Raw genomic sequence first — 17,549 nt, 5'->3', positions numbered from 1 at the left:
CTCCCCCTTGCTAAGGCCCCAGCGGTAACAGCATTTTTCGCTCGGTCCCCGACGCGCCCGCGTGGCCTATACGGCTGCTTTCCCCTCGGCGCCCGGCGGCCCGACGCCCACGGGAAGGACCCCTATGACTGCCATTGGCCAGGATACCCTCAAGACCCGCACCAGCCTCTCCACCGGCGGCAAGTCGTACGACTATTACAGCCTCGCCAAGGCGTCGGAACAGCTTGGCGACATCAGCCGCCTGCCCTTCTCGATGAAGGTGCTGCTCGAGAACCTGCTGCGCTTCGAGGACGGCGTGACCGTCACGCGCGAGGATATCCAGGCGATCGTCGACTGGCAGAAGGAGCGTCGCAGCGACCGCGAGATCCAGTATCGCCCCGCCCGCGTACTTATGCAGGATTTCACCGGTGTTCCCTGCGTGGTCGACCTCGCCGCGATGCGCGACGCGATGACCAAGCTCGGCGGCAACCCCGAGAAGATCAACCCGCAGGTTCCCGTCCACCTCGTCATCGATCACTCGGTGATGGTCGACGAGTTCGGCACCCCGCAGGCGTTCCACGACAACGTCGACCTCGAATATGAGCGCAACATCGAGCGCTACGAGTTCCTCAAATGGGGCAGCAAGGCGCTCGACAATTTCCAGGTCGTCCCCCCCGGCACCGGCATCTGCCATCAGGTGAACCTGGAATATATCGGTCAGGCCGTCTGGTCGTCGGCTAGCTCGGGCGACCACGGTGACGGCACGATGATCGCGTATCCCGACACGCTGGTCGGCACCGACAGCCACACGACGATGATCAACGGTCTCGGCGTGCTCGGCTGGGGCGTCGGCGGGATCGAGGCCGAGGCCGCGATGCTCGGCCAGCCCGTGTCGATGCTGATCCCCGAGGTCGTCGGCTTCAAGCTGCTCGGCAAGCTGAACGAGGGCATCACCGCCACCGATCTGGTGCTCACCGTCACGCAGATGCTGCGCGCCAAGGGCGTGGTCGGCCGCTTCGTCGAGTTCTTCGGCCCCGGCCTGTCGTCGATGACGCTCGCCGATCGCGCGACGATTGCCAACATGGCGCCTGAGTACGGCGCGACCTGCGGCTTCTTCCCGATCGACGACAAGACGCTCGACTATATGCGCCTCACTGCGCGTTCGGACGAGAATGTCGAGCTGGTCGAGGCCTATGCCAAGGCCAACGGCTTCTGGCGCGACGAGAACGCGGAAGACCCCGTCTTCACCGACACGCTCGAACTCGACATGGGCACCGTCGTCGCCTCGCTCGCAGGCCCGAAGCGCCCGCAGGACCGCGTCAGCCTCAACAAGGTCGACGAGGTGTTCAACAGCGACCTCCACAAGCTCTACCACAAGGAGCAGCCCGCGCGCGTCGCGGTCGAGGGTCGCGAGCATGACATCGGCGACGGCGACGTCGTGATCGCCGCGATCACCAGCTGCACCAACACGTCGAACCCGTCGGTGCTCGTCGCCGCCGGTCTCGTCGCGCGCAAGGCCAACGCACTCGGCCTGAAGTCGAAGCCGTGGGTGAAGACCTCGCTCGCCCCCGGTTCGCAGGTCGTCACCGACTATCTCGACAAGGCCGGGCTGACCGCCGACCTGAACGCGCTCGGTTTCAACCTCGTCGGCTATGGCTGCACCACCTGCATCGGCAACTCGGGCCCGCTTGCACCTGCGATCTCGGCCGCGATCAACGAGAACGACCTCGTCGCCGCGTCGGTGCTCTCGGGCAACCGCAACTTCGAGGGCCGCGTGTCGCCCGACGTCCGCGCCAACTTCCTCGCCTCGCCGCCGCTCGTCGTCGCCTATGCGATCAAGGGCACCGTCACGACCGACATGATCGAGACGCCGCTGGGTCAAGGTTCGGACGGCCAGGACGTGTATCTACGCGACATCTGGCCGACCAACGAGGAAGTCCGCACGACGATGGACGCCAACATCGACGCCGGCATGTTCGGTGCGCGCTACGGCGACGTCTATGCGGGCGACGCCAAGTGGCGCGAGATCGACGTCACGGGCTCGGACACGTACGCATGGCGCGCAGGGTCTACCTATGTCGCCAACCCGCCCTATTTCGAGGGCCTCAGCATGACGCCGTCGCCGGTACAGGACATCATCGACGCCAAGCCGCTCGCGATCCTCGGCGATTCGATCACCACCGATCACATCTCGCCGGCCGGTTCGATCAAGGCCGACAGCCCCGCTGGCCGCTTCCTCCAAGAGCATCAGGTCAGCAAGGCGGACTTCAACAGCTATGGCGCGCGCCGCGGCAACCATGACGTGATGATGCGCGGCACCTTCGCCAACATCCGCATCAAGAACGAGATGGTCCCCGGCATCGAGGGCGGCATGTCGAAGTACGACGGCGCAGTCATGGCGATCTACGACGCCGCCATGCGTTTCAAGCAGGACGGCACCCCGCTGGTGATCGTCGCCGGCAAGGAATACGGCACCGGATCGTCGCGCGACTGGGCGGCGAAGGGCACCAACCTGCTCGGCGTCCGTGCGGTCATCACCGAGAGCTTCGAGCGCATCCACCGCTCGAACCTGGTCGGCATGGGCGTGCTGCCGTTGCAGTTCGCCGAAGGTACCGATCGCAAGACGCTCGGGCTCGACGGCTCGGAGACGTTCACGATCCTCGACGTCGCGAGCATCCGCCCGCGCCAGGACGTCACCGTGAAGATGACCCGCGCCGACGGCACCAGCGAGACGTTCCAGACCAAGTGCCGGATCGATACCGTCAACGAACTGGAATACTTCCTCAACGGCGGCATCCTCCACTACGTCCTGCGCAAGCTGGCCGCGTAAGACTGCCCTACGATCCTCCCCCGCAAGGGGGAGGTGGCGCCATAGGCGACGGAGGGGGAGGACACCGGAACAGAGGTTTCCCTTACCTCCCCCTCCGTCAGGCAAGCGCCTGCCACCTCCCCCTGGCGGGGGAGGATCGATAGAGTTCCAAAATCTCAGGTTATTGCCGCACGTCTCGCGCCGCGATCCCGCGCGCTCCCAGAACACAAAAAGGCGGGGCGATCGCAAGGATCGCCCCGTAGTTCAGGGAGAAGACCGGGACAGGGGAGACCCGGTCAAGTCGCCGTCCACAGGGGGAGAGGGAGCGGCGACGCCCACTCCTTCGACCCGATATGTTGCAGCTATATGTCGCCCATGTGTGGAAGCCCGGTTTTGCGACGAACCGAAGATCGCCGGAGCGGCCGGAACGCGACGCACCCCACTCGCCCGGCGAATTGGTAATTCCGCCAAGCCCCGATCCATCCTAAGGCAACGATCCTGAGGGAGACGCCATGTTGTCCGGATTCGGCCTGCGCACGTTCTGGGCTATCGTCGTCGTCGTCGTCGCGGCCGTTGCGGTATTCGCGATCACGCGGGACATTCAGGGAGCGATCGTCGCGCTGGTCGGCGGGATCGCCGCCGCGCTGGTCGCGGCGGGCACGGGCGACGAGGCCCCCGCCCCCGATTCGTCCGCCGCGACGAGCATCTCGATCCTCGACGACGTACTGGACGCGATCGTCGCGCCGGTGCTGCTCGTGCAGGACGGCCGCGTGACGCTGGCGAACGAGGCCGCGCGCGCATTGCTCGGCGCGCATATCCTTGGCGAGGATGCCCGTGTCGCGATCCGCCATCCTGCCGCGGCCGAGCGCCTGGGTACGCCGGGCCCGATCGATGGCGAGCGTCCGATCGAACTGGTCGGCCTCGGCACGCGCGATCAGCGCTGGGAGATGAGACTGCGCGAGGCGACGGACGGCCAGCGCATCGTCCATCTCGTCGACCAGACCGGCAATTATGCGGCCGAGCGAATGCGGATCGATTTCGTCGCCAATGCGAGCCACGAACTGCGTACGCCACTGGCATCGATCCTGGGGTTCATCGAGACGTTGCGCGACGAGGCGGGCGAGGATGCCGAGGTCCGTGCGCGCTTCCTCAAAGTAATGGACGACGAGGCGCGCCGAATGCAGCGGCTGGTCGAGGATCTGATTTCACTGTCGCGTATCGAGGCGGAGAAGTTTCGCCTGCCTGAGCAGGCGGTCGATCTTGCGCAGCTCGTCGAGGATACGCGAGAGGAGCTGGCCGATGCTGCGGGCGATCGCGGGCAGGATCTGGTCGCGACGATCGATCCCAATCTGGCGCCAGTGTCGGGCGATCGCGTCCAGCTGTCGCAGATGCTCCACAACCTTATCGGCAACGCGATGAAATACGGGCGTGCGGGGACGCCGGTGACGATCGACCTGAAGCGCGACGATGCCGGGATGATCCGCCTGTCGATCCGCGACGAGGGTGACGGGATCGCGGCGGTGCACATCCCGCGGCTGACCGAACGTTTTTACCGCGCGGATGCGGGGCGCAGCCGGTCGCTGGGCGGCACGGGGCTCGGCCTGGCGATCGTCAAGCACATCGTCGAGCGTCACCGCGGACGGCTCGATATCGCGAGTCAGGTCGGCGTCGGGACGGTAGTTTCGGTCATCCTGCCGCCGAGCGGCGGCGCGGCAAAAGGCGGTGTCATAAAAGGGTAACCCAACTGTCACACAGGATCGTCTTAAGTACCGCTAAGGCCGGTGCATGACGGGAATTCTGGTGCAGCGGTTGGTTCTTCTAGGGGTGTTGGGGGCAGTGACGGGCGCTCTGGCCGCGTGCGTCGATCAGGCGAACGGCGGCGGAGCGGGCTCGCGCGACCAGATCACGGCTGTCGGGTCCTCCACCGTCTATCCGTTCACGACGATGATCGCCGAGCAGCTCGTCGCCAACGATCCCGATGCGAAGGCGCCGGTGATCGAATCGACCGGGACCGGCGCGGGCATGAAGCTGTTCTGTGCGGGCGTCGGCGCGGCGCATCCCGATATCGAGGACGCGTCGCGGCGGATGAAGGCGAGCGAATACGCGACGTGCGCGAAGAACGGCGTGCGCGACGTGATCGAGATCCAGGTCGGGATCGACGGGATCGCCTTTGCCGAGGCGAAGAACGTCCCGAAGATGCAGCTGACGCCGACCGATCTCTACAAGGCGCTCGCCGCCAATCCGGGCGGCAAGGTGAATACCGCTCGGGTCTGGCGCGACGTCAATCCTGCGCTGCCGGCTGTGCCGATCCAGGTTTATGGGCCGCCGGCGACCAGCGGCACGCGCGATGCGCTGGCCGAGCTGATCCTGACCAAAGGGTGCGAGGCGAGCGATCCTTCGGCCAAGGCGCTCGCGAAGTCCGATGCCGAGGCGCACAAGGCGCTGTGCACGCGGGTGCGCGAGGACGGCGTGTATGTCGATGCGGGCGAGAACGACAATCTGATCGTCCAGAAACTCCAGTCGAATCCGAATGCGATCGGCGTGTTCGGGTACAGCTATCTCGAAGAGAACAAGGACGACGTGAACGGGGTGTCGATCTCGGGCGTCGCGCCGACCTATGCGACGATCGCGGACAATGCGTATCCGGGGTCCCGGCCACTCTATATCTATGTGAAGAAGGCGCATCTGACCGCGATCCCGGGGTTGCGGAATTTGTTGAAGCTGTATGCGGCGAACTGGGGCGCGACGGGACCGTTGGTGAAGCGGGGGTTGATTGCTTCGCCGGCTGAGATCCAGGCGCGGTCGGCGGCGATTATTGCGAACGAGACCGTGCTGGATCCGGCGGTTTTGTCGTGATGTGTTTCTCGCAAAGCCGCACCCCCTCCCTAGTTCCCCCGCGAAAGCGGGGGCCCAGGAGCCAAGCGTGCCATCGGAACTTAGCTGGGCCCCCGCGTCCGCGGGGGAACGGCAGTTTGGCGGTCACAACCTTGCATGACAGGACAACCACCCCGGCGAAGGCCGGGGCCCAATTGGGGACCGTTGCATTGGTGTGTGCAGCGCCCCGTTACCCCGACCTTTCCAATTGGACCCCGGCCTTCGCCGGGGGGGAGTCCCCCCCGGTGCTCCATCGGGTACATGCCGGAATAGCAGCATTCGGAGGACACGCCTGATGTCCTCCATCGCTCTTCTCTTCCTCGTCCTAGGCATCGGCCTCATCGGCTGGCTCACCGCACGAGTCCGCGCCACCCGCTTCCGCGCCGGCAGCACCGTGCGGTTCAGTTCGCTGCCGTCGCATCACGGCTGGTACGTCGCGCTGTGGACGGCGATCCCGCCGCTCGTCTTCCTCGTGATCTGGTCGATGACCGCGCCGGCGCTCGTCACCGATGCGGTGCTTGCCACGCCAGCCGCGATCCAGCTCCCCCCGCCCGGCTTCGACCGCGCATCGATCCTGTCCGAAGCGCGCAGCCTCGCGGAGGGTCGCAGCTTCGGCGCGTTCCACGGGCTCGCGCGGACGCTCTCCCCGTCCTACGCCGCGGCGCAATCGCGCTACGACTGGATCGCCACCGCCGCCGCGCTGCTGCTCGCCTTCGCCGGCGGCGCGTTCGCCTTCACTCGCGTCAAACCCGGGTTCGGTGCGCGGACGCAGGTCGAGCGGGTCGTGATGCTGATGCTGCTCGGCGCATCGCTGATCGCGATCCTGACGACGGTCGGCATCGTCGCATCGCTGCTGTACGAATCCGCGCGGTTCTTCTCGGTCGTGCCGATCACGGACTTCCTGTTCGGCACACACTGGAGCCCGCAGGTCATCGACGCGCGCGATCCGGGTGCGTCGCTCGGCGCAGTGCCGTTGTTCTGGGGGACGTTCTTCATCGGCGCGGTGATCGCGATGATCGTCGCGATCCCGTTCGGACTGATGAGCGCGATCTACCTCACGCAATATGCAGCGCCGAACACGCGCAAGTGGATGAAGCCGCTCCTCGAGGTGCTCGCGGGCGTGCCGACCGTCGTCTACGGCTATTTCGCCGCGCTGACCGTCGCGCCCGCGGTGCGTGACCTCGCCGTATCGGTCGGGATCAGCTGGGCGTCGTCGGAAAGCGCGCTCGCCGCCGGCCTCGTGATGGGCATCATGATCATCCCGTTCGTGTCATCGATGGCGGACGATTCGATCGCGGCGGTTCCCTCGTCGATGCGTGACGGGAGCCTCGCGATGGGCGCGACCTCGTCCGAGACGATCCGCCGCGTGCTGCTCCCGGCCGCGCTGCCCGGTGTCGTCGGCGGTGTGCTGCTGGCCGTGTCGCGCGCGATCGGCGAGACGATGATCGTCGTCATGGCCGCCTCCGGTGTCGCGACGCTGACGCTCAACCCGTTCGCCAGCACCACCACGGTCACGAAGCAGATCGTCGACCTGCTGACCGGTGAGGCCGAGTTCGACAGCCCCAAGACGCTCGCCGCGTTCGCGCTGGGCCTGACGCTGTTCGTGGTCACGCTCCTTCTCAACATCGTCGCGCTGCGCGTCGTCAAACGGTACCGCGAAGCCTATGAGTGACACGCTCGTGCCCCAGATTCCTGTGACGAATGCGGAGCCCCTGCGCCGCGTGCCGACCGACTGGACGACGCAGGCGATGCAGTCGCGCATCCGCCGTCGCTATGCATCCGAGCGCCGCTTCCGCTTCGCCGGGCTCGCCGCGGTGTGGCTGTCCGCCGCGTTCCTCGCCTACCTGCTGATCACGATGGTGATGCAGGGCGCGAGCGGGTTCGTCGAGACACGCGTGTCGCTCCCGGTCGATCTCTCCGCCGCCAAGCTGCCGATCGAGCCCGCCCGCCTCGTCGGTCGCGGCGCCGATCTCGCGCTCGCCGGCGCAGGGCTCGAAGGCACCGTCGACCTCGCCGCGACCAAAGCGTTCGGCAAGGACGGCACCAACCTGCTGTCCGACGGCGCCTGGGCGGTGGTGCGCGATGCGATCAAGGCCGACCCGTCGCTGCTCCAGCGCAAGACAGTATTCGAGGTCCCCGTCTCCAGCCCGATCGACGTCGCCGCCAAGGGCAACGGCACGCGCGACGCCGAGGCGATCGTCGCACGTCTGAAGGCAAGCGGCGCGCTGACCCGTGGGTTCAACGCGGGCTTCCTAACCTCGGCGGACTCCACCGATGCCACCCGCGTCGGGATCTGGGGTGCGTTCAAAGGGTCGCTGTTGACGATGATCGTCACGTTGCTGCTTGCCTTCCCGATCGGCGTGCTGTCGGCGCTGTATCTCGAGGAATATGCGCCGAAGAACCGCTGGACCGACCTGATCGAGGTGTCGATCAACAACCTCGCCGCAGTGCCGTCGATCATCTTCGGCCTGCTCGGGTTGGCCGTCTTCCTCGGGACGTTCGGGATGCCCCGCTCGGCACCTATAGTGGGTGGCCTGACGCTCGCGCTGATGACGATGCCGGTGATCGTCATCGCCGGCCGCAACGCGATCAAGGCGGTGCCGCCGTCGATCCGCGACGCCGCGCTCGGCATCGGCGCGTCGCCGGTGCAGGTCGTCTTCCACCACGTCCTGCCGCTCGCTTTGCCTGGCATCCTCACCGGCACGATCATCGGCATGGCACGCGCGCTCGGTGAGACCGCGCCGTTGCTAATGATCGGCATGCGCGCGTTCATCGCCGCGCCGCCCTCCGGGCTAAGCGATCCCGCGACCGTGCTGCCCGTCCAGATCTTCCTCTGGTCCGATCAGGTCAGCCGCGGCTTCGTCGAGAAGACCTCCGCCGCGATCATCGTCCTGCTCGTGTTCCTGCTCGCGATGAACGGCGTCGCGATCTACCTCCGCAACCGATTCGAGACCCGCTGGTGATGCCAAAACCTTTCAAGCCTCCCGTCCTTAAGATGACGGCGCGCAACGTCTCCGTCGCCTACGGCAGCAAGATCGCGATCAACGACGTCTCGATCGACGTCGATCAGGACGAGGTCGTCGCGTTCATCGGCCCGTCGGGCTGCGGCAAGTCGACCTTCCTACGCACGCTCAACCGCATGAACGACACCGTCGCGAGCGCGCGCGTCACCGGCGAGATCAAGCTCGACGGCCAGGACATCTATTCGCCCGACATGGACGTGGTGCAGCTTCGGGCCCGCGTCGGCATGGTGTTCCAGAAGCCGAACCCGTTCCCGAAATCTATCTACGAGAACGTCGCCTACGGCCCGCGCATCCACGGACTGGCGGGAGCCAAGGCGGATCTCGACCGGATCGTCGAGAAATCGCTGCGCCGAGCGGGGCTTTGGGACGAGGTCAAGGATCGCCTCTCGGACAGCGGCACGGCGCTATCGGGTGGCCAGCAGCAGCGGCTGTGCATCGCGCGCGCGATCGCGGTCGATCCCGAGGTCATCCTGATGGACGAGCCGTGTTCGGCGCTCGATCCGATCGCGACCGCCAAGATCGAGGAACTGATCCACGAACTGCGCGGCCGCTATGCGATGGTGATCGTCACGCACAACATGCAGCAGGCCGCGCGCGTCAGCCAGAAGACCGCGTTCTTCCACCTCGGCACGCTGGTCGAATACGGCAACACCTCGGACATCTTCACCAATCCCCGCGAAGAGCGGACCAAGGATTACATCACCGGCCGTTACGGCTGAGTCGGGAAACGACCATGAACACGCATACGGTCAAGGCCTTCGACAACGACATCGGCGAGCTCCGCGGGTTGATCTCGCAGATGGGTGGGCTCGCCGAGGACGCGATCGACAAGGCGATGCAGGCGCTGCAACGCAACGACCTCGCGCTCGCGGAGCAGGTGCGCGTCGCCGACAAGCAGATCGACGTCATCGAGGCGGAGGTCGAGCGGCTCGCGGTTCGGATCATCGCGTTGCGCGCGCCGATGGCGGTCGACCTGCGCGAGGTGGTCGCCGCGCTGAAGATCGCCGGCGTCGTCGAGCGGATCGGCGACTACGCCAAGAACATCGCCAAGCGCGTGCCGATGATCGAGAGCGAGCACCGGATCGAGCCGATCTCGATCCTGCCCGCGATGGGCCGGATGGCGAGCGAGATGGTCCACGACGTGCTCGACGCATTTGCCGCGCGCGACGCCGAAGAGGCGGTGCGCGTGGTCGAAAGCGACAATGCGCTCGACGATTTTTACGACAGCATCTTCCGCACGCTGGTGACCTACATGGTCGAGAATCCGAAGACGATCAGCCAGGTCGCGCATCTGCTGTTCGTCGCCAAGAACCTTGAGCGGATCGGCGATCACGCCACCAACGTCGCCGAGATGGTCTATTTCGCCGCGACCGGCACGCAGATGGTCGATCGTGAACGCGGCATAAAGAAGGAGCAGGCATAATGGCACGCGCGAAGATGCTGCTGGTCGAGGACGACGCCGCCCTCGCCGAATTGCTGGTCTGGCATTTCAAGCGCGAGGATTTCGAGATCGCGCATACCCCCGATGGCGAGGAAGCGCTGCTGCTCGCCAAGGAGAAGGTGCCCGACATCGTCCTGCTCGACTGGATGGTCGAGGGGCTTTCGGGGATCGAGGTGTGCCGTCGCCTGCGCCGTGCGCCCGAGACACAGAACGTGCCGATCATCATGCTCACTGCGCGTGGTGAGGAGGAGGATCGCGTGCGGGGGCTCGAAACCGGTGCCGACGATTACGTGACGAAGCCGTTCTCGCCCCGCGAGCTAGTCGCGCGCGTCGGGGCGGTCCTACGCCGGGTCCGCCCTGCCCTCGCCGGCGAAGCGCTCAGCTATGCCGACATCGAGATGGACACGGTCGGCCACAAGGTCCGTCGCTCTGGCGAAGTCGTGTCGCTTGGACCGACCGAGTTCCGGCTGCTCAAGCATTTCCTCGAGCATCCAGGCTGGGTGTTCTCGCGCGAGCGGCTGCTCGATGCGGTGTGGGGCCATGACTCGGATATCGAGAGCCGCACGGTCGACGTGCACATCCGGCGGTTGCGTAAAGCCATCAACGTCGGCGAGCGTCCGGACATCATCCGCACCGTCCGTTCGGCGGGGTATTCGCTCGATACGGGCGGATAAGGACTCTGTCCCGCTATGGGTCTAGCGGCGGGACGAATGGAATCGGATGCGAAACGAAGGACCCAAGCGCGACTTAGTGCGTTCAGACGTCGCGCTACCAAATGGTGCACCCATTTAGGAGATTCTCATGAAGTCCATCCTTCTCGCCGCCGCCGCTCTTCTCGCGTCGCCCGTGATCGCCCAGACGACGCCGCCGGCAGACCCCGCCGCGCAGACCGCACCGGCCGATCCCGCAATGCAGACGGCACCGGCCGATCAGGCTGCCCCCGCCGATCCCGCAGCACCTGCTGCACCGGCAGATCAGGCGATGGCCGCTCCCGCTGATCCGGCAGCGGCACCCGCCGCACCGATGGCGGCCCCTGCCCCGGCCGGCGGCGTGACGTTCGGCCAGCCGACCGTGACGCCACCGACGCCAGCACCGGCGACGTATCCGGTGTGCTCGAAGACGGTCAAGGACGGCTGCCGCAACCGCGGCGGCAAGTAAGTCCGGCGGCAATCGGCGGGTGATCCTGCCGCTTGCCTAGCTGGCTTTACGTTCTAGGAAAGGCGCTCCAACTATAAGAGAGGGGCGCCTTTTCCATGTCTGAGAACTTTGGATCTATCAGCTTTGAAGATCGGGTTGCGATCGTTACCGGTGCAGGCGGCGGTCTCGGCCGCGAATACGCGCTCGAACTCGCCCGTCGTGGCGCGAAGGTCGTGGTCAACGATCTCGGTGCGTCCCGCGACGGCACCGGGCATTCCGACGCCGCGCTGAAAGTCGTCGAGGAAATCGAAGCGGCCGGGGGTGAGGCGATGTCGAACGGCGGCAGCGTCACCGAGTACGACCAGATGGTCGAGATGGTCGCCCGCGCCTCCGAAAAATGGGGCGGCGTTCACATCCTCATCAACAACGCCGGCGTCCTGCGCGACAAGAGCTTTGCCAAGATGGAGCCCGCCGACTTCAAGTTCGTCGTCGACGTCCACCTCAACGGCTCGGCCAATGCCACCAAGGCGGTGTGGGACACGATGCGCAGCCAGAACTATGGCCGCATCCTGATGACTGCGTCGTCGACGGGCCTGTACGGCAATTTCGGTCAGGCGAACTACGGCGCCGCCAAGCTCGGCCTCGCCGGCTTGACCAAGACGCTCGCGATCGAGGGCGCGAAGAACAACATCAAGGTCAACACGATCGCGCCTACCGCGGGCACGCGGATGACGCAGGACATTTTCCCTGAGGAAGCGTTCAAGGCCTTCTCCCCCGACAAGGTCGCGCCCGCCGCGGTGTTCCTCGTCTCCGAGGACGCCCCCACCAACATGATCGTTGGCGCAGGCGCCGGGGTGTTCCAGGCGGCGTATGTGACGCTGACGCAGGGCAAGTTGCTGACCGGCGAAGACCTGTCGGTTGAAGGTGTCGCGGCACACTGGGACGCGATCATCGACCGGACTGGTGAGATCGTCCCGCAGTCGGGCTCGGAACAGTCGATGACCATCCTCAGCAAGTTGCAGGGACGCTGACGGTCGCACTTAGTCCAGGTCGCAGAACGCCATGGTAAACGATCCTCCCCCGCCAGGGGGAGGTGGCTGGCCCTTGCCAGACGGAGGGGGAGGTAAGGGAAACCGCCGTGCCGTGTCCTCCCCCTCCGTCACCTTCGGTGCCACCTCCCCCTAGCGGGGGAGGATCAGAGCATCGACCGTCACTATTATCGCGGCTCGCGCATTTGCCAGACTACGCGGCCGATGACGGCGATGGCTCCGTCCGGCACAGCCGCCGCGTCCGGGTTATCGCTCGTCGCCACCAATGTCCCGCGTACCAAGGCCACGCGCTTCACCATCACCGCGTCGTCGATCCGGATGACGTACACCCCGCCCTTTGCGCGCGGCGTACGGTCGGCGGTGTCGACCACGATGTGATCGCCGTCGAACAGTCCCGGCTCCATCGAATTGCCGCGCACGCGGATGATCGCCGCCTGCCTGTCCCTTAGCCTGAGTTTCCGCGCGAGGCCGGGGTCCAGCGTGTCGGTGCCGAGCACGATCTCGCCGTCGACCAGCGCGCCCGGCCCCGCAGACGCCGCCACGTCGAGCTTGCGGATGCGGAACCCTGCCGGCCGGTCGGCGGGTGCGCCCAGCGTTGCCTCGCTCACACCCAGATAGTCCGACAGCAATCGACGGTCGCGTTCGCCGAGCACCCGCGGCGATCCGCGCCGGACATATTGCTGAAGGTACGCCGCGTTGCGCCCCAGCATCGCCGACAGCGCCGCCAGACTGTCGCCACGCGCCGCAGCCAGCGTCGCCAGTGCGGTTCTTGGATCGGGATCGGACACGGTTCTAGCCACGCCCGAACCGTAGCGTAGGAATTTTCCTAGACAAGTAGGATTTGCCGGAACAGATCAAGAACACAGGCGAAGACTCGGGCGGGGTCTTGGGCTAGGAACAGGAAGGAGCGACCATGTCCGTTCTCATCAAGATCGACCGATATCTGCGGCAGACCGGCATGCCGACTTCCAAATTTGGCCGGTTGGCGGTCGGCGATCCGCGGCTGGTCCACGATCTCCGACTCGGTCGCCAGCCGCGCGCGCCGATGGTGGCGCGGATCGAGACGTTCATAGAACGGCACGGATCGTGAGGATGGACGCGATCCGCGGCCCCGATGCGGGCACGCTGCTGATCCGCGCGCTTCGCGGTCATGCAGGGGCGGCAGGCCTGACGATGCACGTCGAGTCGATCGCGTGCACGCCGTGGGCGAGCGCGACCTTCGTCGGCACGCTGCACCGGCTGACGATCGCGGCGGTACCCGTACCCGGTCTTCGAGACTGGATCGACGCGTTGCCCGAGGCGGAGTTCGCGATGCGCGGGCATATCGTCGCCGATCTGGTGGTCGACCGCATCGAGTCGATCAGCGACCGCGAGCATGTGACGATCGCGGTGCTGACGCTGATCGACGCGTAAACGTCTCGTGAGGGGTGGACTTTCGCTGGCCGAACCACGAAGTCGGCGGTCAACGAAGGAGATTCATATGGCCGGGATGGGCAAGTTCGACTGGGCGGATCCGTTCCTGCTCGACGATCAGTTGAGCGAGGACGAGCGGATGATCCGCGACAGCGCGAAGGCCTATGCCGACGACAAGCTCGCGCCCAGGATCATCGACGCGTTCCAGCACGAGCATACCGATCCCGCGATTTTCCGCGAGATGGGCGCGCTCGGGTTGCTCGGGCCGACGATCCCCGAGGAATATGGCGGCGTCGGTGCGTCCTATGTCGCGTACGGGCTGGTCGCGCGCGAAGTGGAGCGGATCGACTCGGGGTATCGCTCGATGATGTCGGTGCAGTCTAGCCTCGTGATGTACCCGATCAATGCGTTCGGGTCCGAAGAACAGAAGCGCAAATACCTGCCCAAGCTCGCGACGGGCGAGTGGATCGGCTGCTTCGGGCTGACCGAACCGGATGCGGGATCCGATCCCGGCGGGATGACGACACGCGCGAAGAAGACGGCGAACGGTTATGTGATCTCGGGCGCGAAGACGTGGATCTCGAACTCTCCGATCGCGGACGTGTTCGTGATCTGGGCGAAGTCCGACGAGCATGGCGGCGGCATCCGCGGCTTTATCCTCGAACGCGGGATGAAGGGGCTGGAGACGCCCAAGATCGAGGGCAAGCTGTCGTTGCGCGCGTCGATCACCGGCATGGTGATGATGGACGAGGTCGAGGTCGGCGACGATGCTCTGCTACCAGACGTGCAGGGGTTAAAGGGGCCGTTCGGCTGCCTCAATCGTGCGCGGTACGGGATTTCGTGGGGGGCGCTGGGCGCGGCGGAATTCTGTTTCCATGCGGCGCGGCAATATGGCCTCGACCGCAACCAGTTCGGGACGCCGCTGGCCGGGCGACAGCTTTTCCAGAAGAAGCTGGCCGACATGGAAACCGAGATCGCGCTCGGGCTGCAGGCGTCGTTGCGCGTCGGGCGGCTGATGGACGAGGGCCGGTTCGCGCCGGAGATGGTCTCGATCGTGAAGCGCAACAACGTCGGCAAGGCGCTCGATATCGCGCGGATGAGCCGGGACATGCACGGCGGCAACGGGATTTCGGGGGAGTATCAGGTGATGCGTCATCTGATGAACCTGGAGACGGTGAACACGTACGAGGGTGCGCATGACGTGCACGCGCTGATCCTCGGGCGCGCGATCACGGGTATCGCTGCGTTTTGATCGAGCTAGGGAGCTTGTTTCCCCGCGAAGGCGGGGACCCAGTCTGGGCTCCCGCCTTCGCGGGAGAACAAGGTTGAAGGATACTCCCCTCGCCGGTCTCAAGGTCGTCGAACTCGCGCGGATCCTCGCGGGGCCTTGGGCTGGCCAAGTGCTTGCCGATCTCGGTGCCGACGTGGTCAAGATCGAAAGCCCCGCCGGGGACGATACGCGAACCTGGGGGCCGCCGTTTATCGACAACCCCGACGGCACGCGCGACGCCGCGTATTTCCACGCCGCCAATCGCGGGAAGCGGTCGGTCGTCGCCGACTTTACCACGCTCGAAGGCCAGGCGGTCGTCCGTGACCTGATCGCAGACGCCGACGTCGTGATCGAGAACTTCAAGGTCGGCGGGCTCGTTAAATACGGGCTCGACTACGCCACGCTCTCTGCAATCAATCCGCGCCTCGTTTATTGCTCGATCACTGGGTTCGGGCAGGACGGGCCGTATGCCCCCCGCGCCGGCTACGATTTCATCGTCCAGGGCATGAGCGGGATCATGGACCTGACCGGCGAGCCCGATGGCGCGCCGCAGAAGATCGGCGTCGCGTTCGCCGACATCATGACCGGGCTGTACTCCGTGATCGCGATCCAGGCGGCGCTGGCAATGCGCGAGCGGACCGGCCGGGGTCAGCAGATCGACATGGCGTTGCTCGACACGATGACCGGCGTGCTGGCGAACCAGGCGATGAACTGGTTTGCGAGCGGCGTGTCGCCGACGCGAGTCGGGAATGCGCATATGAACGTGTGTCCGTATGCGGTGTTTCCGTGTGCCGATGGGTGGTTCATCCTGGCGGTCGGGAATGACGGGCAGTTCCGGCGGTTCTGCGATGCGATGGGCTTGCCCGAGATGCGCGACGATCCGCGGTTTGCGACCAATGCCGGGCGGTTGGCGTTCAAGGACATCTTGTTCGCGGGGATCGAGGCGGCGACGTCTCTGGTGCCTAAACTCGAGTTGCTGGCGCGGTTGGAGGCGGTGGGTGTGCCGGCCGGGCCGATCAATACCGTCGCGCAGGCTTTCGAGGATCCGCAGGTCGTCACGCGGGGGATGGCGATCGACGTCGCGCGGCCGGATGGGTCTCTGGTCCCGGGGCTGCGTACGCCGATCCGGTTTTCGGATGCCGATCTCGCGACCGGGCGGGCGGCGCCGATGTTGGGGTCACCAACGTAGAATTGTTTCCCCGCGAAGACGGGGACCCAGTCTGGGCCCCTGCCTTCGCGGGGGAACACGCTTAGTAGGCAGCTTCGACCACTGGCTTCCGGGCATACAACCCGTACGCCAGGATCAGCGCGTAGCAGATTGCCGGGAGCAGCAGCGCGAAGTGCAGGCTGCCCGACTTGTCCGCTAGCATGCCCGTCAAATATGGGACGATCGCGCCGCCGACGATCGCCGTGGCGATCACGCCAGAGCCTTCCGCCGCGCGCTTGCCGAGACCTTCGGACGCGAGGCTGAAGATCGTCGGGAACATCACGGCGTTCATCAGGCCGATCGCCAGCAACGCCCAGCCCGACAGCGCGCCCTCGGTGTTCGCCGAGATCAGGATCAGCGCCAGCGTGCCCGTCGCGACGCCCGCGAGGACCTTGCCCGGCGACACCTTGTTCAGCACGTACGCGCCGATGAACCGGCCGACCAGCGCGCCGCCCCAGTAGAACGGCACGTGCTTGCCCGCCGCGACGTCGCTCAGGCCCATCACGCTCGGCTGCATCAGGTAGTTCACGATCAGCGAACCGACCGCGACTTCGGCGCCGACGTACAGGAAGATGCACGCCGTCCCCATCGCGAAGCGTGGGCGCTTCAGCAGCGTGAACGCGTGGAAGATGCTGCCGGTCTGGTCCTGCTCCTCGTTGAGCCGGTTGCGACGAGTCCACACCACCGCGGCGACGATCAGCAGCGCGATCGCGAGGCCGATATAGGTGTGCACGACCGTGCGCGAAGACTCGGTCCGGTAGGCGTCGAGCGCGGCGCCGGTGAGCTTCGAGGAGTCGACCGTCGCCAAGCCACCGAGGATCAGCGCGGAGCCGACATACGGGAAGATCGTGGTGCCGAGCGAATTGAACGCCTGCGCAAAGGTCAGGCGGCTCGAGGCCGACTTGGGATGGCCGAGCGCCGAGATCAGCGGGTTAGCGACGACCTGCACGACGGTGATGCCTGCGCCGAGCACGAACAGCGCGAACAGGAACATGCCGAAGCTCGCCTGACCGGCCGCTGGGATGAACAACAGGCAGCCCGCGGTCATCGTCACGAGGCCGATCGACGCGGTGCGCATGTAGCCAGCCTTGCGCACGATCGCGGCGGCGGGGATCGAGAACAGCGCATAGGCGAGGAAGAACGCCGACTGGACCAGCATCGCGGTCGCGTGGTCGAGCGTGAAGAGCTCCTTCATCTTCGGGATGATGATGTCGTTCAGCGAGGTGATGCCGCCAAAGATGAAGAACAGCGCGAACACGAACACGCGCAGGTCGGGCGCGTCGTAGCCGTGGCTGGCATCGCCTCCGGCTGCTGCTGTGGATTTGGTATCGACGTGCATCGTATTGC

At 65.9% G+C, this 17,549-nt stretch carries 16 protein-coding genes; 14 read left to right on the top strand and 2 right to left on the bottom strand.

Annotated features, from left to right (window positions below; all coding sequences use genetic code 11):
• The first annotated feature begins 124 nt into the window (after positions 1–124).
• The 10 genes from acnA to BM244_RS18160 all read left to right on the top strand — a co-directional run bounded on the left by acnA (position 125) and on the right by BM244_RS18160 (position 12,294).
• Positions 125–2,809, top strand: a complete 2,685-nt coding sequence (gene acnA, locus BM244_RS18205; RefSeq protein WP_093400315.1) for an aconitate hydratase AcnA — start codon at positions 125–127, stop codon at positions 2,807–2,809.
• A 491-nt stretch (positions 2,810–3,300) separates the two neighbouring features.
• The gene (locus BM244_RS18200; protein ID WP_093400314.1) at positions 3,301–4,527 is read left to right on the top strand and encodes an ATP-binding protein; all 1,227 of its coding nucleotides are present in this window, start codon (positions 3,301–3,303) and stop codon (positions 4,525–4,527) included.
• A 46-nt stretch (positions 4,528–4,573) separates the two neighbouring features.
• A complete protein-coding gene (locus tag BM244_RS18195) occupies positions 4,574–5,644 on the top strand; it encodes a substrate-binding domain-containing protein (RefSeq protein ID WP_093400313.1) in 1,071 nt (356 codons plus the stop codon).
• 313 nt (positions 5,645–5,957) lie between these two features.
• The gene (pstC, locus tag BM244_RS18190; protein WP_093400312.1) at positions 5,958–7,334 is read left to right on the top strand and encodes a phosphate ABC transporter permease subunit PstC; all 1,377 of its coding nucleotides are present in this window, start codon (positions 5,958–5,960) and stop codon (positions 7,332–7,334) included.
• Positions 7,327–8,625 (top strand): phosphate ABC transporter permease PstA, encoded by a 1,299-nt coding sequence (gene pstA, locus BM244_RS18185; protein ID WP_093400311.1) that lies wholly within the window; start codon positions 7,327–7,329, stop codon positions 8,623–8,625. Before pstC ends, pstA begins: the two co-directional genes overlap by 8 nt.
• A complete protein-coding gene (gene pstB / locus BM244_RS18180) occupies positions 8,625–9,404 on the top strand; it encodes a phosphate ABC transporter ATP-binding protein PstB (RefSeq protein ID WP_056051462.1) in 780 nt (259 codons plus the stop codon). The genes pstA and pstB overlap by 1 nt, the downstream gene beginning before the upstream one ends.
• 14 nt (positions 9,405–9,418) lie before the next feature.
• A complete protein-coding gene (gene phoU, locus BM244_RS18175) occupies positions 9,419–10,108 on the top strand; it encodes a phosphate signaling complex protein PhoU (RefSeq protein ID WP_056489018.1) in 690 nt (229 codons plus the stop codon).
• Entirely contained in the window at positions 10,108–10,800 is a 693-nt protein-coding gene (phoB, locus tag BM244_RS18170) for a phosphate regulon transcriptional regulator PhoB (protein WP_055873047.1), read from the top strand. The genes phoU and phoB overlap by 1 nt, the downstream gene beginning before the upstream one ends.
• A 127-nt stretch (positions 10,801–10,927) precedes the next feature.
• The gene (locus BM244_RS18165) at positions 10,928–11,284 is read left to right on the top strand and encodes a hypothetical protein (protein ID WP_093400310.1); all 357 of its coding nucleotides are present in this window, start codon (positions 10,928–10,930) and stop codon (positions 11,282–11,284) included.
• Between the two features lie 95 nt (positions 11,285–11,379).
• Positions 11,380–12,294, top strand: a complete 915-nt coding sequence (locus BM244_RS18160; RefSeq protein WP_093400309.1) for an SDR family NAD(P)-dependent oxidoreductase — start codon at positions 11,380–11,382, stop codon at positions 12,292–12,294.
• Between the two features lie 185 nt (positions 12,295–12,479).
• On the opposite strand, the gene BM244_RS18155 is transcribed toward BM244_RS18160, so the two are convergent.
• Entirely contained in the window at positions 12,480–13,112 is a 633-nt protein-coding gene (locus BM244_RS18155; RefSeq protein ID WP_254784551.1) for a S24 family peptidase, read from the bottom strand.
• A 113-nt stretch (positions 13,113–13,225) separates the two neighbouring features.
• Between BM244_RS18155 and BM244_RS23215 the strand changes: the two genes are divergently transcribed.
• The 4 genes from BM244_RS23215 to BM244_RS18140 all read left to right on the top strand — a co-directional run bounded on the left by BM244_RS23215 (position 13,226) and on the right by BM244_RS18140 (position 16,184).
• Positions 13,226–13,402, top strand: a complete 177-nt coding sequence (locus tag BM244_RS23215) for a hypothetical protein (protein WP_165895153.1) — start codon at positions 13,226–13,228, stop codon at positions 13,400–13,402.
• A 2-nt stretch (positions 13,403–13,404) separates the two neighbouring features.
• Positions 13,405–13,725: a hypothetical protein gene (locus BM244_RS18150; RefSeq protein ID WP_093400307.1), complete on the top strand. Its 321-nt coding sequence runs from the start codon at positions 13,405–13,407 to the stop codon at positions 13,723–13,725.
• 67 nt (positions 13,726–13,792) lie between these two features.
• On the top strand, positions 13,793–14,977 hold the full coding sequence (locus BM244_RS18145; RefSeq protein ID WP_056055772.1) for an acyl-CoA dehydrogenase: 1,185 nt from the start codon (positions 13,793–13,795) through the stop codon (positions 14,975–14,977).
• Positions 14,978–15,050: 73 nt separating this feature from the next.
• Positions 15,051–16,184 (top strand): CaiB/BaiF CoA transferase family protein, encoded by a 1,134-nt coding sequence (locus BM244_RS18140; protein WP_093400306.1) that lies wholly within the window; start codon positions 15,051–15,053, stop codon positions 16,182–16,184.
• A gap of 61 nt (positions 16,185–16,245) precedes the next feature.
• Here the strand turns inward: BM244_RS18140 and BM244_RS18135 are convergent, their stop codons facing one another.
• The gene (locus tag BM244_RS18135; RefSeq protein ID WP_093400408.1) at positions 16,246–17,541 is read right to left on the bottom strand and encodes a sugar MFS transporter; all 1,296 of its coding nucleotides are present in this window, start codon (positions 17,539–17,541) and stop codon (positions 16,246–16,248) included.
• Positions 17,542–17,549 lie beyond the last annotated feature (8 nt).

The organism is Sphingomonas sp. OK281, assembly GCF_900115295.1.
In the GTDB taxonomy this organism is placed as follows: Bacteria; Pseudomonadota; Alphaproteobacteria; order Sphingomonadales; family Sphingomonadaceae; genus Sphingomonas.
The sequence above is the reverse complement of the archived record's forward strand: the minus strand, read 5'-3'. Positions and strand labels throughout refer to the sequence as shown.

Coding starts and splice junctions, on each gene's coding strand:
- acnA (WP_093400315.1), top strand. CDS start 125: ATGACTGCCATTGGCCAGGATACCCTCAAGACCCGCACCAGCCTCTCC.
- BM244_RS18200 (WP_093400314.1), top strand. CDS start 3,301: ATGTTGTCCGGATTCGGCCTGCGCACGTTCTGGGCTATCGTCGTCGTC.
- BM244_RS18195 (WP_093400313.1), top strand. CDS start 4,574: ATGACGGGAATTCTGGTGCAGCGGTTGGTTCTTCTAGGGGTGTTGGGG.
- pstC (WP_093400312.1), top strand. CDS start 5,958: ATGTCCTCCATCGCTCTTCTCTTCCTCGTCCTAGGCATCGGCCTCATC.
- pstA (WP_093400311.1), top strand. CDS start 7,327: ATGAGTGACACGCTCGTGCCCCAGATTCCTGTGACGAATGCGGAGCCC.
- pstB (WP_056051462.1), top strand. CDS start 8,625: ATGCCAAAACCTTTCAAGCCTCCCGTCCTTAAGATGACGGCGCGCAAC.
- phoU (WP_056489018.1), top strand. CDS start 9,419: ATGAACACGCATACGGTCAAGGCCTTCGACAACGACATCGGCGAGCTC.
- phoB (WP_055873047.1), top strand. CDS start 10,108: ATGGCACGCGCGAAGATGCTGCTGGTCGAGGACGACGCCGCCCTCGCC.
- BM244_RS18165 (WP_093400310.1), top strand. CDS start 10,928: ATGAAGTCCATCCTTCTCGCCGCCGCCGCTCTTCTCGCGTCGCCCGTG.
- BM244_RS18160 (WP_093400309.1), top strand. CDS start 11,380: ATGTCTGAGAACTTTGGATCTATCAGCTTTGAAGATCGGGTTGCGATC.
- BM244_RS23215 (WP_165895153.1), top strand. CDS start 13,226: ATGTCCGTTCTCATCAAGATCGACCGATATCTGCGGCAGACCGGCATG.
- BM244_RS18150 (WP_093400307.1), top strand. CDS start 13,405: ATGGACGCGATCCGCGGCCCCGATGCGGGCACGCTGCTGATCCGCGCG.
- BM244_RS18145 (WP_056055772.1), top strand. CDS start 13,793: ATGGCCGGGATGGGCAAGTTCGACTGGGCGGATCCGTTCCTGCTCGAC.
- BM244_RS18135 (WP_093400408.1), bottom strand. CDS start 17,541: ATGCACGTCGATACCAAATCCACAGCAGCAGCCGGAGGCGATGCCAGC.